General features: G+C 54.9%; 25 protein-coding genes, 3 tRNA genes and 2 pseudogenes. 19 read left to right on the top strand and 11 right to left on the bottom strand.

Annotated features, from left to right (window positions below; all coding sequences use genetic code 11):
- Positions 1-112: 112 nt before the first annotated feature.
- Both KHQ26_RS22005 and KHQ26_RS22000 read left to right on the top strand, forming a co-directional pair.
- Entirely contained in the window at positions 113-610 is a 498-nt protein-coding gene (locus KHQ26_RS22005; protein WP_004198821.1) for a molybdopterin-dependent oxidoreductase, read from the top strand.
- A gap of 10 nt (positions 611-620) precedes the next feature.
- Positions 621-2,531 (top strand): putative bifunctional diguanylate cyclase/phosphodiesterase, encoded by a 1,911-nt coding sequence (locus tag KHQ26_RS22000; RefSeq protein ID WP_004196289.1) that lies wholly within the window; start codon positions 621-623, stop codon positions 2,529-2,531.
- Here KHQ26_RS22000 and KHQ26_RS21995 read toward each other — a convergent pair.
- Positions 2,528-2,656, bottom strand: a complete 129-nt coding sequence (locus KHQ26_RS21995) for a hypothetical protein (RefSeq protein ID WP_004144110.1) — start codon at positions 2,654-2,656, stop codon at positions 2,528-2,530. The two genes, KHQ26_RS22000 and KHQ26_RS21995, sit on opposite strands and share 4 nt — an antisense overlap.
- Positions 2,657-2,753: 97 nt before the next feature.
- Between KHQ26_RS21995 and KHQ26_RS21990 the strand changes: the two genes are divergently transcribed.
- Entirely contained in the window at positions 2,754-3,086 is a 333-nt protein-coding gene (locus tag KHQ26_RS21990) for a DUF1971 domain-containing protein (protein WP_002911866.1), read from the top strand.
- A 6-nt stretch (positions 3,087-3,092) separates the two neighbouring features.
- Positions 3,093-3,428 (top strand): DUF1869 domain-containing protein, encoded by a 336-nt coding sequence (locus KHQ26_RS21985; RefSeq protein WP_002911862.1) that lies wholly within the window; start codon positions 3,093-3,095, stop codon positions 3,426-3,428.
- A 5-nt stretch (positions 3,429-3,433) separates the two neighbouring features.
- On the opposite strand, the gene KHQ26_RS21980 is transcribed toward KHQ26_RS21985, so the two are convergent.
- Positions 3,434-4,348, bottom strand: coding sequence for a LysR substrate-binding domain-containing protein (locus KHQ26_RS21980; protein ID WP_004899327.1), 915 nt, complete (start codon positions 4,346-4,348; stop codon positions 3,434-3,436).
- A gap of 131 nt (positions 4,349-4,479) precedes the next feature.
- Here KHQ26_RS21980 and KHQ26_RS21975 point away from each other — a divergent pair, with 131 nt between their 5' ends.
- From KHQ26_RS21975 to KHQ26_RS21965, 3 genes are all read left to right on the top strand, one after another.
- On the top strand, positions 4,480-5,055 hold the full coding sequence (locus tag KHQ26_RS21975; protein ID WP_016532101.1) for a hypothetical protein: 576 nt from the start codon (positions 4,480-4,482) through the stop codon (positions 5,053-5,055).
- 192 nt (positions 5,056-5,247) lie between these two features.
- On the top strand, positions 5,248-6,084 hold the full coding sequence (locus tag KHQ26_RS21970) for an alpha/beta fold hydrolase (RefSeq protein WP_004180471.1): 837 nt from the start codon (positions 5,248-5,250) through the stop codon (positions 6,082-6,084).
- 206 nt (positions 6,085-6,290) lie between these two features.
- Positions 6,291-7,262: a sensor domain-containing diguanylate cyclase gene (locus tag KHQ26_RS21965; protein WP_020804136.1), complete on the top strand. Its 972-nt coding sequence runs from the start codon at positions 6,291-6,293 to the stop codon at positions 7,260-7,262.
- On the opposite strand, the gene KHQ26_RS21960 is transcribed toward KHQ26_RS21965, so the two are convergent.
- Positions 7,259-8,362 carry an AarF/UbiB family protein gene (locus KHQ26_RS21960; protein ID WP_029497607.1) on the bottom strand — a complete coding sequence of 368 codons (1,104 nt, stop codon included), beginning with the start codon at positions 8,360-8,362 and terminating at the stop codon, positions 7,259-7,261. The two genes, KHQ26_RS21965 and KHQ26_RS21960, sit on opposite strands and share 4 nt — an antisense overlap.
- A 69-nt stretch (positions 8,363-8,431) precedes the next feature.
- Positions 8,432-8,755, bottom strand: coding sequence for a hypothetical protein (locus tag KHQ26_RS26335; protein WP_016532370.1), 324 nt, complete (start codon positions 8,753-8,755; stop codon positions 8,432-8,434).
- Positions 8,756-8,940: 185 nt separating this feature from the next.
- On the opposite strand from KHQ26_RS26335, the gene KHQ26_RS21950 reads away from it, so the two are divergent.
- The 6 genes and pseudogenes from KHQ26_RS21950 to KHQ26_RS21930 all read left to right on the top strand — a co-directional run bounded on the left by KHQ26_RS21950 (position 8,941) and on the right by KHQ26_RS21930 (position 13,196).
- On the top strand, positions 8,941-10,689 hold the full coding sequence (locus KHQ26_RS21950; protein ID WP_211777949.1) for a hypothetical protein: 1,749 nt from the start codon (positions 8,941-8,943) through the stop codon (positions 10,687-10,689).
- Positions 10,690-10,767: 78 nt separating this feature from the next.
- Entirely contained in the window at positions 10,768-11,325 is a 558-nt protein-coding gene (locus tag KHQ26_RS21945; RefSeq protein ID WP_020805022.1) for a hypothetical protein, read from the top strand.
- A 282-nt stretch (positions 11,326-11,607) separates the two neighbouring features.
- Positions 11,608-12,068 (top strand): annotated as a pseudogene (locus KHQ26_RS26120) (hypothetical protein).
- Positions 12,065-12,271, top strand: coding sequence for a helix-turn-helix domain-containing protein (locus tag KHQ26_RS21940; protein WP_020805021.1), 207 nt, complete (start codon positions 12,065-12,067; stop codon positions 12,269-12,271). The pseudogene KHQ26_RS26120 and the gene KHQ26_RS21940 overlap by 4 nt, the downstream one beginning before the upstream one ends.
- Before the next feature lie 334 nt (positions 12,272-12,605).
- Positions 12,606-12,863 carry an AbrB/MazE/SpoVT family DNA-binding domain-containing protein gene (locus KHQ26_RS21935; protein ID WP_000288812.1) on the top strand — a complete coding sequence of 86 codons (258 nt, stop codon included), beginning with the start codon at positions 12,606-12,608 and terminating at the stop codon, positions 12,861-12,863.
- Positions 12,864-13,196, top strand: coding sequence for a type II toxin-antitoxin system PemK/MazF family toxin (locus KHQ26_RS21930; protein ID WP_023341911.1), 333 nt, complete (start codon positions 12,864-12,866; stop codon positions 13,194-13,196). It abuts the gene before it with no gap.
- Positions 13,197-13,249: 53 nt separating this feature from the next.
- Here KHQ26_RS21930 and KHQ26_RS21925 read toward each other — a convergent pair.
- Positions 13,250-13,325: transfer RNA gene (locus KHQ26_RS21925), tRNA-Asn, on the bottom strand.
- Positions 13,326-13,330: 5 nt separating this feature from the next.
- On the opposite strand from KHQ26_RS21925, the gene KHQ26_RS26330 reads away from it, so the two are divergent.
- The 3 genes from KHQ26_RS26330 (at position 13,331) to KHQ26_RS21915 (ending at position 15,158) form a co-directional block, all read left to right on the top strand.
- Positions 13,331-13,483, top strand: coding sequence for a DUF5951 family protein (locus KHQ26_RS26330; protein WP_004225945.1), 153 nt, complete (start codon positions 13,331-13,333; stop codon positions 13,481-13,483).
- A gap of 34 nt (positions 13,484-13,517) precedes the next feature.
- Positions 13,518-14,954 carry an EmmdR/YeeO family multidrug/toxin efflux MATE transporter gene (locus KHQ26_RS21920; protein WP_004151469.1) on the top strand — a complete coding sequence of 479 codons (1,437 nt, stop codon included), beginning with the start codon at positions 13,518-13,520 and terminating at the stop codon, positions 14,952-14,954.
- 128 nt (positions 14,955-15,082) lie between these two features.
- A tRNA-Asn gene (locus KHQ26_RS21915) sits at positions 15,083-15,158 on the top strand.
- 161 nt (positions 15,159-15,319) lie between these two features.
- On the opposite strand, the gene KHQ26_RS21910 is transcribed toward KHQ26_RS21915, so the two are convergent.
- Complete coding sequence (locus tag KHQ26_RS21910; protein ID WP_004148975.1) at positions 15,320-16,774, bottom strand: AMP nucleosidase; 1,455 nt, start codon at positions 16,772-16,774, stop codon at positions 15,320-15,322.
- Positions 16,775-16,903: 129 nt separating this feature from the next.
- Entirely contained in the window at positions 16,904-17,149 is a 246-nt protein-coding gene (pmrD, locus tag KHQ26_RS21905) for a signal transduction protein PmrD (RefSeq protein ID WP_004141189.1), read from the bottom strand.
- A gap of 272 nt (positions 17,150-17,421) precedes the next feature.
- On the opposite strand from pmrD, the gene KHQ26_RS21900 reads away from it, so the two are divergent.
- The gene (locus KHQ26_RS21900) at positions 17,422-19,044 is read left to right on the top strand and encodes an alpha/beta hydrolase (protein WP_020804317.1); all 1,623 of its coding nucleotides are present in this window, start codon (positions 17,422-17,424) and stop codon (positions 19,042-19,044) included.
- On the opposite strand, the gene KHQ26_RS21895 is transcribed toward KHQ26_RS21900, so the two are convergent.
- From KHQ26_RS21895 to KHQ26_RS21885, 3 genes and pseudogenes are all read right to left on the bottom strand, one after another.
- Positions 18,955-19,887, bottom strand: coding sequence for a nucleoside recognition domain-containing protein (locus KHQ26_RS21895; RefSeq protein WP_029497605.1), 933 nt, complete (start codon positions 19,885-19,887; stop codon positions 18,955-18,957). The genes KHQ26_RS21900 and KHQ26_RS21895 overlap by 90 nt on opposite strands.
- A 120-nt stretch (positions 19,888-20,007) precedes the next feature.
- Complete coding sequence (locus KHQ26_RS21890) at positions 20,008-20,928, bottom strand: MDR family oxidoreductase (protein WP_227542143.1); 921 nt, start codon at positions 20,926-20,928, stop codon at positions 20,008-20,010.
- Positions 20,861-21,686 (bottom strand): annotated as a pseudogene (locus KHQ26_RS21885) (TetR/AcrR family transcriptional regulator). The gene KHQ26_RS21890 and the pseudogene KHQ26_RS21885 overlap by 68 nt, the downstream one beginning before the upstream one ends.
- Before the next feature lie 590 nt (positions 21,687-22,276).
- On the opposite strand from KHQ26_RS21885, the gene KHQ26_RS21880 reads away from it, so the two are divergent.
- The gene (locus tag KHQ26_RS21880) at positions 22,277-23,911 is read left to right on the top strand and encodes a Na+/H+ antiporter (protein ID WP_004148971.1); all 1,635 of its coding nucleotides are present in this window, start codon (positions 22,277-22,279) and stop codon (positions 23,909-23,911) included.
- Between the two features lie 93 nt (positions 23,912-24,004).
- Here KHQ26_RS21880 and KHQ26_RS21875 read toward each other — a convergent pair.
- A tRNA-Asn gene (locus KHQ26_RS21875) sits at positions 24,005-24,080 on the bottom strand.
- Positions 24,081-24,410: 330 nt separating this feature from the next.
- Between KHQ26_RS21875 and nac the strand changes: the two genes are divergently transcribed.
- Positions 24,411-25,328, top strand: coding sequence for a nitrogen assimilation transcriptional regulator NAC (nac, locus tag KHQ26_RS21870; protein WP_002911729.1), 918 nt, complete (start codon positions 24,411-24,413; stop codon positions 25,326-25,328).
- Positions 25,329-25,357 lie beyond the last annotated feature (29 nt).

Here is a 25,357-nt window from a genome sequence, read left to right as displayed (position 1 = left end):
ATCCAGCTTATACTTTTAATTAAATCAACGGATAACAAAGATGGACACCTTTTAAGAATCGACGTAAATGGTTTACACTTAACGTGTCTCCCTCTCTGGAATGGTGAGTAAAATGCGTCTACTTCTTGCAGTTTTATTTTGTTCTGTCATGTTGCCTTCTGCTTATGCTGAAAAACTGCCTGCGCCGACAGGAAAACCTGTACTGACCATTTCCGGAAAAATCGGAAATATGAATGTCGGCGACAAGGCCGTTTTTGATCTCGCAATGCTGGAAAAACTGGGGATGAAGACGATAGAAACCACCACCCCCTGGTACACCGGCAAGGTTCGTTTTGACGGTATTCCCCTTAGTAAACTCATGGATTTAGTCGGCGCGAAAGGCACATCGGCCCGCGTGCTGGCGCTGAACGACTACACCACCATTATCCCGATTGATGATTTTTATAAATTCCCGGTCATTATGGCGTTAAAAATGAACGGTCAATATATGCGCATTCGTGATAAAGGCCCGTTATTTATTGTCTACCCTTACGACAGCAGTGCTGAATTACAGAACCAGATCTATTATTCCCGATCGGCCTGGCAAGTTTCAAAGATGATTATAGAATAAGGGTTGGATCTTGAATCGAATACTCACGGCTATTATTTTGTCGTTATTTGTTGTCACCGGATATATTACTTATCTGGTGCATGAGCGACAAAGTGAGTTGCAAAAATTTACCCGCTATACGGACTCGTGGTCAATGTCGCAGATGGTGTCGGAATATATGCGGCTGGAGTCTCGTCTGGCGGGAATGGCGATTGGGGCCGAAGGGGCGGACCACGATGAGGTGCGCCTGCGTCTTGAGATCATGATGAGCCAGATCGAGCTTCTGCAGGAGGGCGATCTGGGTAAATTTATCAATAAAAGCGAGCAGCGGAAGACGGTGGTTGCGACGCTGATTCGTAATCTTCATCTGCTCGATAAACAAGTTGATACCATGACGCCGGAGCAGGTCAGACAGATCCTGCCGGTGTTAAGCGAGCTTGATGGTCCGCTGACCTCAATGGCCGCCGCCACCCTGACGCAAGATATCAATATCGTTAATATCACCCATGATAAAATCCAGCATCTCTATTATATCTACTCGGTGATCTCCATTCTGCTGATCGCCATGTGTATAACTCTCGGTCTGCTGATGCTCCGACAGAATAATAATCTGCGTCGCGCCCATGTTCGTATGAAAACGCTGGCCAACGATCTGCAGGCCTCGAAAGAGAAGCTGCAGGTGCAGAACCGCCGGCTGCAGTACGACGCCTACCATGATTCGCTGACCGGTATGCCCAACCGTCTCTCTTTCTGGCAGCGGCTGCAGGAGATCGTCAACCAGGTGCGTCCCTATAAGGGATGCGCCGTGGTGATGCTTTTCGACCTCGACAGCTTTAAGGATGTGAACGATACCCTTGGCCATGATGCTGGCGATAAGCTGCTGCAGGATCTGGCCAGTCGCCTCTCTTTTTTCCGCAAAACCTCCGAGACGCTGTATCGCCTTGGCGGTGATGAGTTTGCGATGCTCTCCTACGATCTCACTGAAGAAATGGCCCTTGAGCGGGCCAATGTTATCCGGGAGAAGATCAGCCAGCCCTATCAGATCTACGATGCGCAGATTAATATCGACGCCTGCATTGGGATCGTGATCTCTGACGGTGAAAGTCGTACCGATTATCTGTACAAGTGCGCCGACCTCGCGCTGTATGAGGCGAAAAAAGAGGGTAGCGGCCATGTGCAAATCTTCCGGCCGGGGATGCTGCAGCGCCTGCAGGAGAACAAATCGTTTGAAGACGATCTGCTGCAGGCCCTGGCCCATGACGAGTTCAAAGTCTACTATCAGCCGATCGCCGATACCGTCACGCGCGAAATCTACGGCTATGAAGCGCTGGTTCGCTGGTTCCATCCGGTGCGCGGCGCCGTGCCGCCGACGGTGTTTATTCCGGTGGCAGAGAAAATCGGTCTTATTAATGCCCTTGGCGAATGGGTGCTGAAAACCGCCTGTGCCGAAGCGGCCAGCTGGGCGACGCCGCTGAAGGTCTCGGTCAACGTTTCACCAATTCAGTTGATGAATACATCGCTGACCGACACCATTATCGAGGTGCTGCATCAGACCGGCCTCGATCCGCGACGTCTTGATCTGGAGATCACCGAGTCGGACGTATTCAATGAGAACACCCGTTCGCTGGAAATTCTCAGCCAGCTGCGCGAGCAGGGCATTCAGATCTCCATCGATGACTTTGGTACCGGCTATTCTTCCCTGTCCCGTTTAAGCTACTTCCCGTTCGATAAAATTAAAATCGACCGCTCGTTTGTCATCAATATTCCGGAACAAAAAGACGATCTGGATATCGTCCGCCTGATTATCAGCATGGGAAAGAGCCTGCATATGCGCATTGTGGCGGAAGGTGTAGAGACCGAAGAGCAGTTGGCTTCGCTGCAGGCGCTGGGCTGTGACCTGGTTCAGGGATATTTAATCGGCAAACCGAGTCCGCTGCGCTAACAAATTTTTAACGCGTTTATTTTTATTCTCCCGGGCGATTTCAGGATCCTGAAATCGCCTTTTTTATTTTCTCTTAGCGCTAATCCCTGCGAGGTATAAAAAGGAGTAGGCGTAAAATTCCACAACAAAATAATATCCTTAACGTTTAAAAGGGGTATATGATATGCATCATATAGGCTATTTCTGAACGTCGCGTTTGAGACGGTAAAGTGAGGCACAATCATGCAGCGAATCATTATTCCCACCCATTACGTTCACACCCGCAGCACGCCGCTGTGGACCAAAGAGACCGCCCCGGCCTCTATCTGGCGCCGCCATCTGGATGCCGGCACCCGGCAGGGCGTCTACCCTCGTCTCTCGGTGATGCAGGGGGCGATCCGCTATCTCGGCTATGCCGATGAAACCAGCCCCGAGCCCGTTGAAACCCTGACTATTGAAGCCGGCCAGTTTGGCGTCTTTCCGCCGGAGAAGTGGCACTGTATTGAGGCCCTCTCAGAGGACACGGTTTTTAATGTCGACTTTTATGTTGATCCAAAAATTCTCATCGAGGGATAACAAGAGATGACCAGTGAAAATAAAGGTTATACCTTAGCGCTAGAGAATGGCCGACTTCACCAGAAGCAGGAAAAAATATTTCTTAAACCAATGGTGTTGTATATTCCACAGCAGGCGGTGGAGGCCGTTAATGACCTGCTGAGCAAGTTGCCGGACGACAGGGAAGAGGGGGAGTTTCTGTTGACGGTCACCAATAATAATAACGGCGTCTCGGTTGATAAAACCTTTTCCTCGCTGGCGGCGCTGCGCGACCCACTCACCGCGGCTGATGCGGTGAAGGATCTGATCAATATCGTTCGCGGCTACGAGTCCGATGAAGAGACCAACGTCTGCGGCTGGTAAGCCCGCTATCCCGCAGTCGGATGGCCGCCGTCGCCCGACGCCATCTGGCTGAGCAGCCACTCCCGCAGAGCGATAATATCCGCCCGCTGCGCTACCGCTTCGGTAGTGACCAGGTAGTAGCGGGCGCCAGGCAATGCGTTGCTGAACGGCGCGGACAATACGCCGCGCTGCAGCAGATCCCGCGCCAGCAGTTCGCTGGCGATCACCACTCCCTGACCGGCCACCGCCGCCTGCAGGGCATGGGTCTCATCGCTAAAGGTTAACCCCGCATCAATATTCAGCGTCGGCGGTCCATAGCGCCGACGCCAGTTCTCCCAGCTAGGCGAATCAGCTGGCACGCGCCGGTTGGCAACGTGAAACAGCGTCACCCGCTGCAGATCTTCAGGCCGGCTGAGGCCCAGAGTCGGGCTGGCGACCACGATAAAGCGATCCTCATACAGCAGCGTGCAGTACAGGTCCGGCTCCGGCGTTTCACGATAGCGAATCGCGGCGTCTACCGTGCCCAGATGCAGATCCACTCGTTCGACGCTGGTGTGTAGCCGCAGGTCGATAGCCGGAAAGCGGGCGGTGAAATCCGCCAGCCGCGGCACCAGCCAGTGGGTGAGAAAATTGGAGGTGGTGGTGACGGTTAAGGATGGCGGCTGACGGGCATGAGCGATCTGGACGACGGCCTGTTCCAGGGCGCTAAAGGCGCGTTGGGTGGCGGCGTAAAGGATCTCGCCATCAGCGGTCAGACTGACGCCCTGCGCGCTGCGTTCGCAGACCCGGCACTCCAGCACCGACTCCAGCAGTTTAATCTGATGGCTGACCGCCGTCGCGCTGACGTCGAGCGCCTCGGCGGCCTGTTTAAAACTGCGGTGGCGGGCGACGGCATGAAAAGCGCGTAGCGCCCCCAGCGGCGGCAGACGGGGCGGTCTCATGGCTGAGTTTTTCTCATCTATGGCTGAAAACTATGCGTTTGTGTAAAGCGATATTGTGGCGATAGGCTACGGGCATGTAAAGACAATGACATGAATTAAATTCATGCAGCTTCGCCTGTCAGGAGTCAACTATGCACGTTGTAAGCCGCTACACCGCCGCGGAAGCCGCGGCAACGATCGACCCCCGCGGCCGCGCTATCGCCCTTAGCGTGGTCATCGCCGCCGGGGCCTTGCTGTTAATCATGCCCCCGGTTATCGGGGTGACCGGCACGCTGAGTCTGCTGACTGCGCTGATTGCGGCCTTTAGCGTCGGGTGGGGATTCACACGCGGACAATCCTGGCTTTATCGCTCACCCCTGGCGGCGACGCGCTGGGCCTTTCTGCTGTCAGCGGCCGGCTGGCTGCTGGCGCTGGTGGCCTGGTATGGCGGGCAGGACTGGCCGGCACTGCTGCCGGGCGTGGCGTGCGGTGGGGCGGGAGCGGCTGTCGCCTGGCGCATTGCGGCGGGTAGGACGGCGCTGCCGGGGATGCGGGTCAGCGGCGCCACGGTGCTGAGCGTAGCTATCGCCATCGCGGCGACGCTGCTGACCTGGCATACTGCGGGAGGAGGACGCCATGGCGTCTGCTTTGCCTTCGCCGTGCTGCTTGACTGGGCGCTGCTCGGCGCGCTGATGGTGCGGATCCGCCAGCAGGAGAGTGCGGCCTGATACCAGACGCGGTCTGGTCCAGGATCGGCGAATCAAGCGAGACAGGGTAAGTTGTCCCGCCCGGCGTTAAATATCTTCTACACTGTTACAGGCATCACATTCCTGTGCGGTCGGCACTCCTGCCGGCCGCCGTCGGCGTTCAGCCCAGGCACGGGCCTGCAGGCTGGTTATCCTGAAAGAGGAGTCTGTAATATGGCATTTGTCACCACCCAAGACGGCGTCAACATTTACTTTAAAGACTGGGGACCAAAGGAAGCTCAGCCGATTGTCTTTCATCACGGCTGGCCGTTAAGCGCTGACGACTGGGATAACCAGATGTTATTTTTCCTTGCCGAAGGGTTCCGGGTCATCGCTATCGATCGTCGGGGTCATGGCCGCTCCGATCAGGTTAGCGAGGGGCACGATATGGACCATTACGCGGCGGACGTTTCGGCGGTGGTGGAACATCTGGATCTGCACAATGCGGTCCACGTCGGGCACTCCACTGGCGGCGGCCAGGTCGCCCGCTACGTCGCCCGCTACGGCCAGCCGCAGGGGCGGGTGGCGAAGGCGGTGTTAATTAGCGCCGTCCCGCCGCTAATGGTGAAAACCGAGCAGAATCCGGGCGGGACGCCGATCGAGGTGTTTGACGGTTTCCGCAAAGCGCTGGCGGCGAACCGCGCCCAGTTCTATCTCGACGTCGCCTCTGGCCCGTTCTATGGCTTCAATCGTGATGGAGCAGAGATATCCCAGGGGACGATCCAGAACTGGTGGCGACAGGGGATGATCGGCAGCGCTAAAGCCCATTATGAAGGCATTAAGGCGTTTTCAGAGACCGACCAGACGGAAGACCTTAAGTCGATCACTTTGCCGGTGCTGGTGATGCAGGGAGATGACGACCAGGTGGTCCCCTATAAAAATGCGGCCATCCTGCAGGACAAGCTGCTGCCGAACAGCCAGCTGAAAATTTATCCTGGCTTCCCGCACGGGATGCACACCTCCCACGCCGATACCATCAACGCCGATCTGCTGGCGTTTATCCGCGCCTGATCTGCCCTCTTTGCCGGGCAGAGTGCCGTTAATGGCATTCCGCCAGCGCCCTGGGCGCCAGTCGCCTGGGGCGCGCCGGTTGACGTGCAGAGGAAATCTGCTTAACTCATGGGGTACCTGACGACTATTTTCCCCTCGCAGGATAAAACGCCGGGTTTCTCTGCGGAAACCCGGCGGAATTCTGCGCAAGAGACAAGTGAGAGACAATGAAATTAGCCGGACTTCATCCCGACGAGCAGCGTCGCCTGCAATCGCTACGCTCTTCCGGGCTGTTGAATAGCGGAAAAGAAGAACGCTTCGATCGCCTGACCAGGCTTGCCCGTTCGCTGTATAACCTGCCGGTGGCGTCCATCAGTCTGGTGGGGGAAGATCTCCTGCATATCAAGTCCTGTGCCGGTCTCGATGTGGACACGGTGCCGAGAGATATTTCATTTTGCGCCCATACCATTCTGCAAACCGACCCGCTTATCGTCAACGACATGCAGCAGGACGAGCGCTTTCACGATAACCCGCTGGTCATTGAGGCGCCGTTTATCCGTTTTTACGCCGGGTATCCGGTGCAACTGCCGGATGGCGCGACCGTCGGGTCGTTCTGCCTGATGGATCACCAGCCGCGATCGTTTTCCGCCCATGAAATGCAGATCTTAAGCGATCTGGCGGCGATCGTGGAGGATGAGTTCAAGGTGCTGGATGCGGCAACCTCGGATGAGCTGACGGGACTGTTTAATCGCCGGGGATTCCTCACCCTGGCAGAGTATGCCCTGCTGACGGCCCAGCGCCGCCATGAGCCGGTGAGCCTGGCGTTTGTCGACCTCGATCGCTTCAAGCACATCAATGATACCTGGGGGCATGAAGAGGGCGATCGCGCGCTGATCGCCATCGCCGACTTGATGAAAGCGGCCTTCCGCGAGTCCGATATCCTCGCGAGGCAGGGGGGGGACGAATTTATCATTCTGTTCGCCAATACCAGCCGCCACGATGCCGCGACGGCGATGGAGACGCTCAGCCACAACGTGGCGCATTTCAACCAGCAGGCGGCCAATCCCTGGCAGCTGGCGTTCTCCTGGGGCTGCGTCGAATACGATCCCGCCAGCCATCCCAGTCTCAACGCGCTGGTGGCCACCGCTGACCGCCTGATGTACCAGGCGAAGCAGAAGCAGGGACGCGAGCGCCGTTAATCCTTCGCGGCGGTGGCCTTCAACAGGTACTGCTGCGCCTGCTGCCGCTTCTGCGCATAGCTGCTGAGCAGCGCCTGCTGCGATTTCCCTTCGTTATCGTAAAACAGGCCGCCTTCGTCGGCGATAAAGCGATAATGCTGTTCCAGCTGGTTTATCACCCAGTCAATGCGTTGCAGGGTGAGTAAGGTACAGGACTGACCATGCAGGTCGTCTTCAATATCCAGCACATGTGAGCGAAAGGCCTCTACGGCAAACAGCCGGCTCAGCGCGGCAGGGTCCGCCAGCGCCGACTCCCAGCGCGCCGTCAACTGCTGAAAGTGAGCCAGCACCAGCGGGTCAGCGCGCCGGGCGCGAAGCCAGACCAGCTTCCGGCGGTAGCTTTCGACCGCCAGCCGCTTCATCTCGCGATATTGCGCCAGCTGCTGTTCGGCGTCAGGGATCCGGGTCATCAGCCAGCTAAAAAAGAAGCGAGTCTCAAAACGTTCGACAAAGTGGAACAGCGGGTCGGCCAGACCATTGCTGTTGAATTCTCTCAGCGGGTCGAAGGGATACATATAGCCAAAATCGAACAGCCATAACTGCTCCTGCCGGTCCACCAGCAGATTCCCGCTACAGAGATCCCACTCCATCAGCCCCTGTTCTTCGCAGGCTTCCAGAGTAGTAAATAGCTGGGCGATCAGCGGCGGGGTCAACTGGTGTATCGGCTCGCCATCGATCCAGGGGGAGAGCAGGATGCCGAGGCGATAATCGGCATACAGCGTTGGGACGATGTGGGTGAAGCGCGGCGCGGTGACCGGGTCATCCTTCAGCTGTTGCAATGCCTGCCGACGCTGTACCTCATTTAAAAACGACAGCTGGCCGTTGAGGTTGGCAACGCCGGCGACGGCGCGACGTTTCTTTAAATTGTACTCCTTGCCGGCGATGCGCAGACGATAAACCTCGCCGGTCAGGCCTGAGCCGTATACCTGCACCACATAGGGGGAATCGGGGCCCAGTGCGGCGAGGGTCTCCGGCGGCAGCGGGCAGTGGCTGACGTTGCCGACGATAAGAGGTTCTCCGCTGCGATCGAACGCCTGCTGTTGCTGTTGTCTGAGGTTCATGGTGCCTCCGGGTATAACGTTAGACAGAGTGGATAATCCACGCTATCTCACCCGCAAATGATAGTGAATTCATCCTACTGGCAGGCGCTTTTTCAGGCTGAGCTGGGGTGCGCTCACGGAGGACACGCGGGGCGTAGGGAGGCGGTAGGGAAAGGCAAGCGTCTGGAACGCATACCTGGCGTCGTTGTCAACGAGGTGCTTGCCAGGCTGGATGCGATGCTGAGTTAACGTCAGCGACGCAAAAAAGCAAAAAGCCTGCTCGAAAGCAGGCTTCTTAAATTTGGCTCCTCTGACTGGGATCGCCTTAGCCATTAACTGGCTGATTGGTAAGCTAAACCTAAAATTGGGCTTGTCAAGACCACCAGAATGACCACCTTTTTGTGCATGGGTCATTCTGGTCAAAGAGCCTTGGTATGACATCATGATTGATACGCTTGTGTACTTACTATTGAGCATGTTTTTCTAAGATAACCAGTACGAGAGGTCCATGTGCCGTTGTATTCACTACCTGTCGTTTAGTACCTTTACTTTAACATCCATAGTGTTAGCATGGCTTTGTTTGTCTTAGGAGAATGGTTATGGTCAACAGGAAGTCAAAAAAGAATCGGAATAAGCAACAACGACAGAAGAAAAATGAAAATCCCCAACGAAGAGGGAATGGTGAATATTTATTCAACAATACTATACTTCCAACTAATATTCCATTGATTGACTTTTGTTCACTTGTTATTGATCAGGTTAAATTAAACCCAGCACTAGAAAATAGTCCAGATTATCATTTTTCTAATATGATTGTTCATTGGGAAAATAAAGATTATGAGTCACACAGGATATCTGCATTTTTATTACTGATGACTATTTATGATGAAGTCCCCTCATATATAATAAGACTGATGACTGAAGAAAATGAATTTATTTTATCAGAGAGACTTTCATTTATTCATTTAGATAACATAAGTGAAGGGTTAAAGTTAGCACATGTATATTATAAACTAATTGATTGCTTTATACGTACGGGGGCTAAAGGACGTAACTCATCGTATTTTAAGACCTTTATGAAAGTGATTGCAAATAAAAAAGAGAATTCCAACTATCCTTTACATCATTATGACGATATTTTATTACGGTTTTATGAGTACTATCATCGAGTATTGATTAAAAATGATAATGAGTTGAATAACCTCACACTTTTTATTTATCAACATCTTGAGGGCGAAGGGAGTCAGTCATTATATTTCTTTTTGTCTTATTTCTGTCTTAATAAAAATGATCAACAAGCAATAGACTATGCTTTAACGTGTTTGAACTCAAGAAATTATGCAGATGGAACATCGTATAATTTTTCATTATGTAAGAATACAATAAGAGCAACTATTCGCTGTAACCTTTGGCATGAATATGATAAGTGGATGGACATTTTAGAATCAGCAGTTGGTGGTGATAATCCAGAGTTGTTACAGTTACGAGAACAAGGTGAATGTGCAATAAATAAAGCATTAGCTAGACATGAACATCCAATAAATCCCACCAATGTAACTCCAATTACCCTGGATTCTGTGAAGACAGAAGAATTGTTGATATTGTTATCAATAATTGATGGATGTGGTGGGGATTGGGGAATTGTTGCTAAAGAAGAACTTTTACGCTATACATTTCCATCAAAGGAAATTGCAAACAAGCAACTAATAAATCTGCTTACTCAGCACATTCTCAAAATTTCAGTTTCTGATTTTTCTTCATTGAAAGATGATGATTTATATAACTTTGACTCATTCATCAACCTCTGCCGTTTCCACTTAAATATAATTGGAATAAGTGATACGAAAACTATATCGTTAAAAGTTTTACAAGAAGAGGTTTTAAAGAGGGGGGATATAAAAGATAGTGTTGTCAATCTTTGGCGTAAAATTAATCTAGGGTATTTTTACAATACGTTAGAATATTATCTTTCCAAAATATCTGAGCGATGGGCTCAGGAATTTATTCTTAACGAAAACACTAGGCAGCGACTAGAGAATATTATAACCAGTGCTAGGCGATTGTCTTTTTCAGCATATAAGTCGGTTAATTCGACAGTAGGGTTTCATGAATTACAAAGTACGGGAACAAAACACACACAAAATATGCTTTTGCATGAGATAAATAAATATATCAGTTTTATTGAGCAAAGTGATGTTGATTATTCAAAGCCACGTTATGATAAAATGCCTATTCTTTCAGTAGAAAGACAGTTATATGATTTGTTTAATCTTGAGCCAGCAATTTTGTATAATGAAGTTCCATCTATAGGTATTGTTGAAAACTGTATGCTGCTTGATGAGTTTTGATAGTTGTCTATGGATGGTCTCAATAATCTCCATTTCAGTAGTATTAGATTTAGATGAAAATATTTTGGGGAGTATTACATGTTAAACAGGCAAGTCAGGCAGATTCACCCCCAAGAGGATAAAGATAGCCAAACTAAGACATTTGGCGATTATTCGGAGTCCCCTAACATTGTTCTGCTTGGCGATCCTGGTGCTGGAAAAACCCATCTTTTCAAACAGTTTTTGGCATTTCATAGGGCAAACTATCTGACGGTACGGCACTTTCTAAGTGGTGTTCCGATAGATAACCAAAAAGCTCTATTTATTGATGCATTAGATGAAAAAAGGAGCAGTCATAACAGTAGCGATGTTATAGATGGCATAGTCCGAAGGATTTTTTCTCAAACCCCGCAAACAGTCAGAATCTCCTGTCGCTCTCAGGATATTTACGAATCTTATCAACGAATCGAAGATGTTCTTTTCATAAAAGAAAGTGATTTTATTCGCCATTTCGAACATTTACTTCAGATAACGCGTTCAGCAATTTTTTCGTTTACTTTTATGGTGAGGCATGAGGGGATGAAAGAGAAGAAAGAGGATATCCACTATTTTACCAGAGAATTACATGCGAAAAAATATCCAGAAGATTGGGAGTAAAGTTACTATATGTGCCGCCTTGGTCAACAGTAACTATTGTGCATATTTATAACAATTTGCGATCTGTATTCCACCACTTCCTATTGCTGTTTTTGACCGAAAGCGGAATCTTTTACCCGCACCTGCAAAATCAGGCACCGGGATTGGAACCCTGAGAAATGTTACAGGCGACATACGACGCGCCCCGCGTCTTTTTTTATGTCGTGCGCTCGGCTATACCTCAATGGATGAGATTGGAACCTCTGGTGGTGGGTTTTAAACCCGTTACAGGGGGCTGCCTCTATAGCTACTATCCCAATCCAGACATATCCGTTACTTGCTGTTCCCTTTAATGCTGCCTCAGATTTCACCGTACTCGCTGGTCATTGCGAAACTTTTGCCGAAACCCTGATTGAAAGCAACGATCCCACGCTGAAAATGGCGCTCTGCGGCAGACTAAACGCCTGTCTGACGCGGCTCCAGCCCACGCTGTTAGAGCCCGTCCCGCCCCATCTTATTGAAAGCCTGACCGTTGACATCCTCCCTGCAAATTCCCCCGTTTCGAGCCTGAATGCACAGAGCTTTGCCGCTACTGTCTCTCCCTGACGCAGATGCTGGCAGGGCAAAGCTTTTACTCTGAAATGGAAAAATACCTTAGCTGCCTGCTGTATGAACTGATCAAGTATTTTGCTGCGGAAATGATAGCCCCGCGCTGGATACGTACCGCCGATGGCGTTAAATTTATTGACGAGGTGACGGCATGATGCAACAGGACTGGCAACCCGCCGACATTATTGCGGCGCTGAAAAAGCGGGGAACGTCGCTGACGGCGGTTTCCCGTAACGCCGGGCTGGCGTCCTCCACGCTGACCAACGCCCTTAACCGTCGCTGGCCCAAAGGCGAAAGATTGATAGCGGAAGCGTTAGGCATCGCACCTGAGCAAATCTGGCCTTCGCGCTATCGCTGATGTTCCTCCAGCGCAACCCGGATACGGAAGCCGTGCCGCATTTTATTTATCTGATTCGCCATAATCCTTTGAACCCCAGAAGCAGTTTTCTATTATCGCCTTCTTACAACGAAATCAGTTCTCGCCTGCACACAATGCTTCCTGACCTAAGAGAAGTGCCCGATGTATCAGGATGGTCGCCGTTTTACGGGTCATCACACCGCTGAAAACTGTTGGATCTGTCGTTCGATGGATGACGGTTTATTACGCTAAGGAAATCACCATGAATCTGATGAGTAATTGTGCACAACCCACCCTGGATGTTATATTAAAATATAATATTAGGAGATCCTCTATGTATACAACTCGCCTGAAAAAGGTCGGCGGATCCATCATGCTGGCGGTTCCTCCCGCCGTGCTGAAAACGCTGGAGCTGTCGACGGACAGCGAAGTGGGTATGACCATTGATAATGGCTGCCTGATTATTGAACCCCAGAAACGGCCCCGTTATTCGCTTGAGGAGCTGCTGGCGCAGTGCGATCCGCACGCCGAAATGAGCGAAGAGGATCGGGAATGGATTGATGCGCCTGCGGTGGGCAAGGAGATTCTGTAAATGGACAGAGGGGAAATCTGGCTTGTTTCACTGGATCCGATTGCTGGCCACGAGCAAAGTGGAAAACGTCCGGTACTCATTGTATCGAAGGCATCGTTTAACAAGCTGACCCGACTACCGGTCGTGGTTCCCGTCACCAGCGGCGGAAACTTTGCACGTACAGCAGGTTTCACGGTTTCACTGGAAGAGGCGGGGACCAAAACAACAGGCGTTATTCGCTGCGACCAGCCCAGGACTATCGATATGGCGGCCCGGAAAGGCAAGCGTCTGGAACGCATACCTGACGTCGTTGTCAACGAGGTGCTTGCCAGGCTGGATGCGATGCTGAGTTAACGTCAGCGACGCAAAAAAGCAAAAAGCCTGCTCGAAAGCAGGCTTCTTAAATTTGGCTCCTCTGACTGGACTCGAACCAGTGACATACGGATTAACAGTCCGCCGTTCTACCGACTGAACTACAGAGGAATCGTGTGGAGTCGTATCTTAGCGGCGAAAAAACTTTTGTCAAACATCAATTCGCCTGTTCAGGTGCAACTGCCGCTTCCATCGACAATTTGTTGTCATTTCCGACAATTATTACGGAAAATACTTTGCAGGATATCCATTTCTCAATCATCATTTGAAATGTTGTTTCAACATCTCTCACTAAGGTCTCTCTTGAACGTCACCTCCGCCGTACGCCAGGCTGTCGAACGGACATCCTGGTTTAAAAAACGTCAGCGTTATCGTGTGCTGTACTGGCGCGAAATCAGCCCTCTCGCTGTGCCCATTCTGCTGGAAAATGCCTGTGTGCTGCTGATGGGGGTGTTGAGCACCTTCCTTGTCAGCTGGCTGGGAAAAGAGGCCATGGCCGGGGTGGGGCTGGCCGATAGCTTTAACATGGTCATCATGTCCTTCTTTGCCGCCATCGATCTGGGCACCACGGTGGTGGTGGCCTTTAGCCTCGGCAAGCGCGATCGGCGGCGGGCGAGGGCGGCCGCGCGCCAGTCGCTGGCCATTATGACCCTGTTTTCCATTTTGCTGGCGGGGGTGATCCATGCCTTTGGCCAGGAGATTATTGATTTTGTCGCCGGCGATGCCACCGCCCAGGTCAAGGACCTGGCGCTGACCTATCTGGAACTGACGGCGCTGAGCTACCCGGCGGCGGCGATTGCGCTGATCGGCAGCGGGGCGCTGCGCGGCGCCGGCACCACCAAAATCCCGCTGCTGATTAACGGCGGGATGAACATCCTCAATATCTTAATCAGCAGCGTGCTCATCTACGGCATCTTCTCCTGGCCGGGGCTGGGGTTTGTCGGCGCCGGGCTTGGGCTGACCATTGCCCGCTATATTGGCGCGATAGCCACGATCTGGGTGCTGATGGTGGGCCTCAATCCGGCGCTGCGGCTGTCGCTGAAGGGCTACTTCAAACCCTTTAACTTCGCCATTATCTGGGAGGTGATGGGGATCGGCATCCCGGCCAGTATCGAATCTGTCCTCTTCAATGGCGGCAAGCTGCTGACCCAGATGTTTGTCGCCGGGATGGGCACCAACGTTATCGCCGGCAACTTTATCGCCTTTTCGGTGGCCTCGCTAATTAACCTGCCGGGCAACGCCCTCGGCTCTGCCTCGACGATCATTACCGGCAAGCGGCTGGGAAAAGGGCAGATTGGTCAGGCTGAATTCCAGGCCTGGCACGTATTTTGGCTGTCGACGATCATTCTGACGCTGATCGCCTGGGGCAGCGCCCCCTTCGCCGGCTTTATCGCCTCGTTCTACACCCATGAAGAAGATGTAAAAGAAGTGGTTAAACAGCTGCTGTGGCTCAACGCCCTGTTTATGCCGATCTGGTCGCTGTCATGGACTTTACCCTGCGCTTTTAAAGGCGCCCGTGACGTACGCTACACCATGTGGGTGTCGATGCTCGGCATGTGGGGCTGCCGGGTGGTGGCGGGCTATACCCTGGGCATCGTGCTGGGGATGGGGGTGATTGGCGTCTGGTTAGGGATGGTGCTCGACTGGGCGGTGCGCGGCGTGCTGTTTTATTTCCGCATGGTGAGCGGCCGCTGGCTGTGGAAATATCCGCGCGTGAAGGCTTCATCGGAGGAAAGCTGAGCCGTTTGCGAGGCTAATCGCCATTTTTTGCGCAAAGTGAAGAATAATTCGGCAAACGATTCATTTTATTGAAAACAGGCTTTGACAGCGCCGGGCGTCATCGATAATATGCGCCCCGTTCACACGATTCCTCTGTAGTTCAGTCGGTAGAACGGCGGACTGTTAATCCGTATGTCACTGGTTCGAGTCCAGTCAGAGGAGCCAAATTTAAGAAGCCTGCTTTCGAGCAGGCTTTTTGCTTTTCTGTCTACCGCCTTTCTTCCGTGGACAAACACCGCCGGGTCGTTTGTTTCGCTTATCCGGACGCTGACGCTCCCTGGCGGGTAACGTCAGCGTTTATCTCACGATTCCCACGTCATCGACGATTAACGGAACGGCGGCTCGTTGAAGGTGCGCAGCTTACGCGAGTGCATGTGATCTCCCTCGGCGCGCAGCAGGTCAATCGCCCGGATGCCTATCTGCAGATGCTCGGAGATAGCGCCCTCGTAAAAGCGGTTAGCCTGGCCGGGGAGCTTGATTTCACCGTGCAGCGGCTTGTCCGAGACGCAGAGCAGCGTGCCGTAGGGGACGCGGAAGCGATAGCCCTGGGCGGCGATGGTCGCGCTCTCCATATCGATAGCTACCGCCCGGCTGAGATTAAAGCGCAGCGCCGAAGCGGAATAGCGCAACTCCCAGTTACGGTCGTCGGTGGTGACCACCGTCCCGGTACGCAGCCGCTGCTTAACCTCTTCGCCGGGCATCCCGCTCACCTGCTTGGTGGCGTCGTAGAGGGCGCGCTGCACTTCGGCAATGCTGGGGATCGGAATATCTGGCGGCAGCACCGCATCCAGTACATGATCGTCACGCAGATAGGCGTGGGCCAGCACATAGTCGCCGATGGCCTGGCTTTCGCGCAGGCCGCCGCAGTGGCCGATCATTAACCAGACGTCCGGCCGCAGTACCGCGAGATGATCGCAGATGGTTTTGGCGTTGGCCGGGCCGACGCCAATGTTAATCAGGGTGATCCCTTTGCCGTCGTGGGTGATCAGATGCCAGGCCGGCATCTGGTGCTTCTTCCACGCCAGATCGGAAATGGCCTGTTCCGGCGCTTCGGTCTCGGCGGTGATCCAGATCCCGCCGGCGCAGGAGAGAGCGATATAGGGGCTGTCGGGATCGAGGATCTGGCTGCAGCCCCAGCTGACGAACTCATCCACGTAGCGGGTATAGTTGGTGAACAGCACGTAGGGCTGGAAGTGTTCCGCCGGCGTGCCGGTGTAGTGTCGCAGACGCGCCAGCGAAAAATCGACGCGGCGGGCGTCAAAGTGCGACAGCGGATAGAACTCGGTGGGATGGAACAGGCCATCCGCGGTCTCATCGCCAATTTGTGACAGCTCGGTGGTAGGGAAATAGCGCGTCAGACCGGCGCTCATCGAGCGGTCGAGTGTCAGGGTGGAACCATCTATCACGTAAGGATAGGGGATCTCATGCTGCGACAGCTCGACGCTGATATGCGCGCCATAGTCCTGATACAGCAGGGTCAGCTGTTCCAGCAAATAGTTGCGGAACAGTTTCGGATTCGTAATGGTGGTGGTATAGCAACCGGCATGGGTGAAACGTCCCCAGGCGCGCGTTTTGAGGGCTTTATGATCGGCGCCGTCCCAGGAGACCGACAGCTGCGGATAGACAAAAAGACCTTCCGCGCGGGCTTCGGTATCGGGGAGCGTATTATGGTCGATATAGTCGCCGATGGCTTTGCGTAACGCCGTGACCGAGGCTTCATAGCGCGCTTCCAGCTCGGCAAGCGCTTGTTCCGGGGTCAGACTGGCGGCCTTGATATTCATGATTCGCTCCTTGTTTCAGGTCTGCTGACATTCCCGATAGTATGTCACAGCGGGAAAAGGGCGAAGGAGAATTTATCTGTCAAATGCGACGATACTCAGACCATAACCAGTAAAAGGAGCGGGCTCGTGTTATTTGCCGGCGTTTGTCCAACGCTCGCTGCTATAATGAGTGGCGTTGCGGATCTTCAAAGTTTGCGTCGGATTATTATTCAGACAATAGCGCGCATCGGCCAGCGGAGTGAGTTTATCCCCTTCCCGCAGGCGGAGGCGACAGGCTTCAATCTCTGCGATCATCTCCAGCGCACCGCTCTGAAGCACGACGCGGCAGAGGCTGGCCGAAGCGTTGTCCTGTACTTTTTTTACCCACCACTCCATCTGTTTTTTATCCTCTCATAGCGACATGTGCGTCGATAATTCATGTTTCTTAAAAATCTGACAATAAGATTATCCCCTTGGTTTATGCAGTGTTTAAAAATACGCAACCGATTGTTGATCTGTGCGCTAGGTTTTTTTATGCCGGGGGGCAATGATCTGCCGGGTTTAATTTGCAGGAAGCGATGACTATGCTGAAAAGCAGACCGTGAGAATAGCCTGTCAGGAAGAGGGCTGATAAGTCCGGCTACGCAATAAATATAAGAGAGAGCGTCATGAAGCATCTATTTCGACACTGGCGAACGTCCGGCGCCGTTATCGGCTCACTGCTGAAAAAAGGGAGCATTGCGGTACTGGCGCTGCTGGTGGTCTTTCTCGCCGGGCGGATCTATGAGTCCCAGCGCGGCCCGGCCCTGCATCGCTGGCATACCTGGAGTGGCAACGAGATGTCGGCCGAAGAGATCGACCAGGCGACCTTTGCCCAGTATCTGGCGCGGGAGAAGACGATTTTCGCCGATCTCCAGCGTGAGGTGACAGAGGCTTTGCCGGAGGAAGATAAAACCCCGGTCAACCGCTTTTATCGTCACAGCCGGGTCTGGCCGGGGCAGTTTAAGCAGGACTGGAACCGTTCTTTTGTGCTGATGCCGCTGGGCAAGCCGCGCGGCAGCGTGGTGCTCCTCCATGGCCTGACCGATTCGCCCTACAGCGTGCGCTATCTGGCGCAACTCTGGCAGCAGCGGGGTTATGTGGCGGTGGCGCCGCGTTTGCCGGGACACGGCACCGCGCCGGGGGCGTTAACGGCGGTTGACTGGGAGACCTGGCTGGCGGCGACGCGTCTGGCGGTACGCGAAGCGACCCGCCTTGCCGGGGCGGACGTGCCGCTGCATCTGGTCGGCTACTCTAACGGCGGCGCGCTGGCGCTCAAGTATGCCCTCGATAGCCTGGAAGACAATCACTTGCGCCAGCCGCAGCAGATCATTCTGCTGTCGCCGATGATCGGCGTGACCGCGTTTGCCCGTTTCGCCGGCCTCGCCGGGCTACCGTCCGTCTTCCCGGCGTTCGCCCGCGCGGCCTGGCTGAACGTGGCGCCTGAGTTTAATCCGTTCAAGTACAACTCCTTTCCGGTCAAGGCGGCGAGACAATCGTGGTTATTGAGCCAGGCGCTGCAGCAGCAGATTATCCGTGCGGCCCGGCAGGGCGAGCTGAAAGCGCTGCCGCCGATCCTCACCTTTCAGTCGGTGATGGATTCCACGGTCAGCACCCGCGCGGTGGTGGAGTCCCTGTATCGTTATCTGCCGGATAACGGCAGCGAGCTGGTGGTGTTCGATATTAACCAGGCGGCGGATCTCCGGGTCCTGTTTCGCCCTGCGCTCTATGCGGCGGTGAATACGCTGCTGCCCCCGGCGCCGCGGGCCTATACCACCACGGTGGTGACCAACGCGACGGCACACACGCTGCAGACCGTCGCCCGGACCACGCTGGCCCAGGATCGGGAAGAGCATCGTTATCCTTTACACCTGGCCTGGCCGGCGGATATGTACTCTTTGTCGCATGTGGCGGTGCCGTTTCCCCTGAGCGACTCGCTGTATGGTCGCGAGCCGGACGAGAAGAACCGCTACGGCATTAGCCTGGGCACCATTTCACTGCGCGGAGAGACCGGGACGCTGAGCGTGGGGCTGGAGACGTTAATGCGCGTCACCTCCAATCCATTCTTTCCATGGATGATGACGCGCGTCGATGAGCGCATCGCCTGCGGCGAACAGGCGGCGGTGGCGGCCTGCCTGAAAGCGCAGGCCAGAGCAGAGGCGTTAAAACAGGATCAGGTGCAGAACGGTACGCAGCAGGATACCGACGATCGCCGCGGGAGCCACGAAGCGGAACAGGCGGACAAACCGTGAGCTGATGCCAAGAAAAATGCCGATACCGGGAAGATCAAAGGTCTGGATCAGTAGACCTGCCGAGGCGTTGACCTGGCCCACGGTGACTTTGCCCTGCTGGATCAGCTCGGAAATGACGCCAAAGTAGGCGGTGCCCCCGGCAACGCACTTCACCAGCGCCGGCAGCACAAAGTTCTGGGGGATGTGCAGCCAGCTGAGAAGCGGCTTCAGCAGCTGCTGCAGCAGGTCGATAACCCCGGCGCCCTGCAGCAGCCCGACGATAGTTAACGACAGGATCAGCATTGGCACCGCGCCGAGCGCCAGGCGGATGGCGTCGGAGCCGGCGCTGTTAATCACGGCCAGAATTCCCTGGCTGTTCTGCTCGGCGTTCGGCAGCGCTTCCGCGCGGGGGCTCTCGGCGACCGATAAGCGCCGTCCGGTGACGTGCCAGGCGACGGCGGCCGCGCACAGGCCGCCGACCACCGAGATAACGATCGAGGCCAGCCAGTGCAGACCAAAAGGGGTAAGAGGATAGAAGACGTTGCCTTGCCCCATGGCGAACACCATGGCCAGCGTGGCGGCCATTTGTCGGTCCGAGACGCCGCGTTTATCCATAATCGACAGCGTGGCGAGCGGGGCGGCAAAGCTGACAAAGTTAATCTGGATCAGGGCGAAGGCGCTCATCCCGGTTAAGCCGAAGGGCTTCAGCAGCGGGGCCACCCAGCGAACAATCACATCGAGGATACCGCGGACCTCAAGGTATTTCATGATGATCAGCATGATCACCATGATCGGCAACAGCGTATACAGCGCGACGTCAACGGACGACTTGCCCGCCGCCATAATGATGCTTATGACATCCATTTACTTTTTTTACCACTCGCAGAGCTATTTGTTCGCGTCATCATAATCCCGTGGGGAAGGAAATGATATGCCTTGATCCCTCTCGGGATCCGGCGCCGCACGGGCGCCGGGAGAAGAGGATTACTGGCCGATATTGACCAGCGTCCGACCATGAATATTATTGCTGAGGAAATCTGCGGCATACGCTGGCGCCTGCTCCAGCGTGATTTCTGTGGCCGCCTGCTGGTAGTAGCTCTCCGGCAGAAGCTGGGCCAGACGCTGCCAGACGGCGTCGCGTTCAGCGGTCGGCACCATCACCGAATCCACCCCCTGCAGACGCACATTGCGCAAAATAAACGGCATCACGGTGGTCGGCAGATCGAAGCCCCCGGCCAGACCGCAGGCGGCGACGCAGCCGCGATATTGCGTTTGCGCCAGCACTTTGGCCAACACCGGGCCGCCAACGGTATCCACCGCGCCCGCCCACAGTTGTTTCTCCAGCGGACGGGTCTCCGCGAAGTCGCTGCGCGGCAGGATCGTATCGGCGCCCAGCTGGCGAAGGTAATCGTGTGTCGATTCCCGGCCCGATACGGCCGTCACCCGGTAGCCAAGGGCTTTCAGCAACACCACGGCGGTGCTGCCGACCCCGCCGCTGGCGCCGGTGACCAGGATATCCCCGCTATCAGGGGTGACACCCGCACTAACGAGAGCATCAACGCATAGCATCGCGGTAAAGCCGGCGGTGCCAATGATCATTGCCTGGCGCGCGCTGAGCGTCTCCGGCAGAGCAACCAGCCAGTCGCCTTTAACGCAGGCTTCGGTGGCCAGGCCACCCCAGTGGTTTTCGCCCACGCCCCAGCCGGTGAGGATCACGGCCTGGCCGGGAACAAAGCGCGGATCGCGGCTTTCTTTCACCTGACCGGCAAAATCAATGCCCGGCACCATCGGAAACTGACGGATAATTTTGCCTTTGCCGGTGATCGCCAGGGCGTCTTTATAATTGAGACTCGACCAGTCGATGGCGACCCGGACGTCGCCTTCGGCAAGAGCGGGCAGGTCGATATCTTTGACGGTGGCGACGGTGCGGTTGTCGATCTGGTCCAGAACTAATGCTTTCATGACAGAGTATTCCTCGTCGGAAGGGGGTTATCGGCGCTAGCGCCGTCCTGTGCAGGTGTTTTTGTTGTCATACTGTGCGCAAAAAAATCCCAGTACTGGTTAAGCGGTGCGGCAGACTGGACCAGCCTGGCGCGCATCACCGCGCCTTCCCAGCCGATCCAGAACACCTGGGCCAGCGCCTGCGGTGAGGCGTCGCTGGCGATGGCCCCGGCTGCCTGCGCTTCGCGCAGGCAGCGCGCCACGCGCGACTCCCATGCCGCCAGGATAGCCATCAACCGTTGGGGAAACGTCTCGGGTAACAACGGGGCTTCCTGCAGCAGGTTGCCCACCAGGCAGCCGCGGCGAAACTGGAATTTCTCCATTCCCTGACTGGCATGACGCACAAAGGCCGCCATCCGTTCCAGCGGCGGCACGGCGTCGTCCAGCAGGAATTTATCTAATTTATGCGCAAAGAAGTCGCCATAGGCGGCAAGCACGGCGAGGCCAAAGGCCTCTTTGCTTTTAAAGCAATGATAAAACGACCCCTTTGGCACGGCGATATTCTTGATCACCGCATCAATACCCGCCGCGAGATAGCCCGTTTCGGTCAGCACTTCAAGGCCTGAGCGAATCAGCGCCTGACGCGTATCGTCAAACTGGCGATCGACCTTGGGTGGACGGCCGCGGCGGGGCTTCAGGACGGCGGAGGTATCGGGATTCATGATTTAGACCGTGTGGTTTAATTGTTGGTCAGGGTACGCCCAATTCAGGGGTAGGGCAAGCATTGCGCGCAGCGTAAGGCTGGTTGACGAATCATTCTGGGCTGGGGGACGTTAAGAATTATTTATCGCAAATACGTGGTTCGCACTGCCGGCGGGGGCACGAAATATAACGCTGTCGGGTATATTAGACTGGTCATTAATATCCATATTCACAATGCATAATACGAATTAATAATATTGGGAATATATAAACAGCGGGGGGCTGGAGCGGTTGAGTGGTTTTGTCCATGTGAAGAGGCTAATTTGCGAAGTACCCGGTCGACAGTCCCGTGAGGACTTCTCCCCGGAATGCCGGCCGGCGATGATTTGCAGACGATAGCGGATTGACAAACGCGGCTTGATAAAAGACATTGTCACCCCTGATCCGGCACCGGTTGCCACCTCAGTTTAAATATTATCGCCGGCAGACAATGACGTCTGTCTTTAATTATCGGTGACTGGGTAAATAATCTGTTACCGAAACAACACCTGCGAAAAAGGATTAACAGTCTGATGTACAGAATGAATATTGCCGTCAGAGGAGGGGATGAATGTCGCTAATTGCTATCGTGCTGGTCTTTATCATGGCCATCGTGGTGACCGTGTTCCTGTCCCATCTTCTGCCCGTTAAAGTGCCGCTACCGCTGATCCAAATCGCCGCGGGCGCCGCGCTGGCCGCCAGTGGCTTTCAGGTCGATTTTGACCCGCATATTTTTTTACTGCTGTTTATCCCGCCGCTGCTGTTCCTCGATGGCTGGCGCATCCCCAAAGACGCTTTTTTCCGCGATATGAAGCCGATTTTATCGCTGGCGATAGGCCTGGTGATGGTGACTATTCTCGGTATTGGCCTGTTTATTCACTGGCTGATCCCGGCTATCACCGTGGCGGCAGGGTTCGCCCTCGCGGCTATTCTGTCGCCTACCGATCCGGTGGCGGTATCGGCAATGACCGCCAGCTCGCCGCTTCCCTCAAGGATGGCGCATATTCTCGAAGGGGAGTCGTTGTTAAACGATGCTTCAGGCCTCGTCGCCTTTAACTTCGCCATCGCCGCGGTGCTGACCGGCAGCTTCTCCCCGGGAGACGCGGTGGTGAAATTTTTCCTGATGGCCTTCGGGGGCATCCTCAGTGGCCTCGTGGTGGTGTGGGTCACCGGCAAATGTAATAACTTTCTGGTTCGGCGCACCCGCGAGGAGCCAGCCATCCAGATCCTGATCAGCCTGCTTATCCCTTTCGCCGCCTACCTGCTGGCCGAGGCGTTCCATGTCTCGGGCATTCTTGCCGCCGTCGCCGCCGGCATTGCGATGCATTATGAGCAGCTGTCGGGGCCCCGGCTTCCGGCGACGCGCATGAAAAGCAGCGCGGTATGGTCCATGCTGCAGACCACCCTCAACGGGATGATCTTTCTGATGCTGGGCGAGCAGCTGCCGCGCATGCTCAGGACGCTGCCGGCGGTAGCCAGCCAGGCCGGCGTCTCTTCGCCCTGGTATCTGCTGCTGTACGCCGTGGCCATCACCCTGGCGCTCGGTCTGATGCGCTTCGCCTGGGTATGGCTGTCGATGAAGCTGACAATTTTTCGCCGCAAACGTCGAGGCAAGGCCATCACCGTCCGTCCACGCTTCAGTATCCTCGCCGTCATGGCGCTGGCGGGAGTGAAGGGCTCTGTGACCCTCGCCGGTATTCTGACGCTGCCGGTGGTGCTGGCAGATGGTTCGCCGTTCCCGGGCCGTGAACTACTGATCTTTCTTTCGATGGCAGTGATCCTGATGTCGCTGGTGGTGGCGGCTATCGGTCTGCCGTTTATGACCCGTTATCTTGCCGATGATCTACCGCATGACACCGGTAAGGACGACATTGGCGCCGTGATGACCGAGGTGGCCATTAACCGTCTTAACGCGCTACTGGACGAGCCGGTGGAGGATCCCAGTGAGCAGGCCCTGCGGGCCGATGCCGGCAATATGCTGCTCGAAACCTATCAGCGGCGGCTTCACTATAACGACAATGACGAGGGGCAGGATGTCGGGCTGGAGCTGGCTAAGCGCGCCAGGCTGGAGAAATATATGCAACGAGAGGTCATTATCGCCCAGCGTCAGGAACTGTTCCGGCTGCGCCGCGCCCATAACATCAGCGATATCACTTTTTATGAGGTGCTGCGGGAGATAGATCTTAAGGAAGAGAGTTTACGCTAAAGCCGCAATCGCCGGAGGGTGGCCATTCGCCTTCCGGCAGAAGTACCGGCGCTGAAAAGCAAAAAGCCTGCTCGAAAGCAGGCTTTTTAAATTTGGCTCCTCTGACTGGACTCGAACCAGTGACATACGGATTAACAGTCCGCCGTTCTACCGACTGAACTACAGAGGAATCGTGTGAACGGGGCGCATATTAACGATGCCATCCGGCCTTGTCAAAGCCTGATTCAAAGAATTGCGTTCGACTGCTGACAATTTCAGCAATCGCCATCCATGCGCTGTTTTTTTCACCATGTTGCACCGTTGTAGTGCGAATGTACCCCTAATGGGGCATACCACAATCTGCTTACCGGGCAAATAAAAACCGAATTGCTATCACTATCCCTTATAACACTGCCTGCGGCGGGCGACAGCCGAGGAAATGCAAAGCTGGCAAGCAAATTGCAAAAGCCAGTGCATCATACTCCCAGCGTTGACGCTGGCGTTCCTTACAGGAGGCAAAATGAACTTAAGACGACTGAAATATTTTGTGAAAATCGTCGATATCGGCAGTCTGACCCAGGCCGCTGAAGTCTTGCATATCGCCCAACCGGCCCTTAGCCAACAGGTCGCGACCCTGGAAGGTGAAATGGACCAGCAGTTGCTGATACGCACCAAGCGAGGGGTCACGCCAACGGAAGCCGGTAAAATTCTCTACACCCATGCGCGCACTATCCTGCGCCAGTGCGAGCAGGCGCAGCTGGCGGTCAATAACGTCGGCCAGACGCTGCGTGGTCAGGTGTCGATCGGCCTGGCGCCGGGCACCGCGGCCTCCGCCATTACCATGCCGTTGCTGCAAACGGTACGCAATGAGTTGCCCGAGGTGATGGTCTATCTGCAGGAGAGCAGCGGCACAGCGCTGAATGACAAGCTGCTGGCGGGCCAGCTGGATATGGCGGTGCTCTATGAGCGTTCGCCGGTGGCAGGCATCGTCAGCCAGCCGCTGCTGAAAGAAGACCTTTACCTGGTCGGCACCCGCGACTGCCCGGGGCAGAGCGTGGATCTCACGGCGGTGGCGGAGATGAACCTGTTCCTGCCGCGCGATTACAGCGCAGTGCGGGCGCGGGTCACCGAGGCATTCACCCTGCGTCGTCTGTCGGCGAAAATTATCGGCGAGATCGAATCCATTACCACCCTGACCGCGGCCATCGCCAGCGGCATGGGGGCGACGGTGTTACCGGAATCCGCTGCCCGTTCCCTGTGCGGGGCGGCGAACGGCTGGATGGCGCGGATCAGCACGCCTTCAATGAGCCTGTCGCTGTCGCTGAACATGTCGGCTCGCGGCAGTCTGTCGCCGCAGGCGCAGGCGGTGAAAGAGATCCTGCTGTCTCTGGTGAGCCGCCCATCGCTGGAAAACCGTGAACTGCAGCTGGTCAGTTAGGGTATATTCTCTTAAGGAATAAGTTGCTG

This window comes from Klebsiella sp. 10, from assembly GCF_018223925.1.
GTDB lineage: Bacteria > Pseudomonadota > Gammaproteobacteria > Enterobacterales > Enterobacteriaceae > Klebsiella > Klebsiella pneumoniae.
The sequence above is the reverse complement of the archived record's forward strand: the minus strand, read 5'-3'. Positions and strand labels throughout refer to the sequence as shown.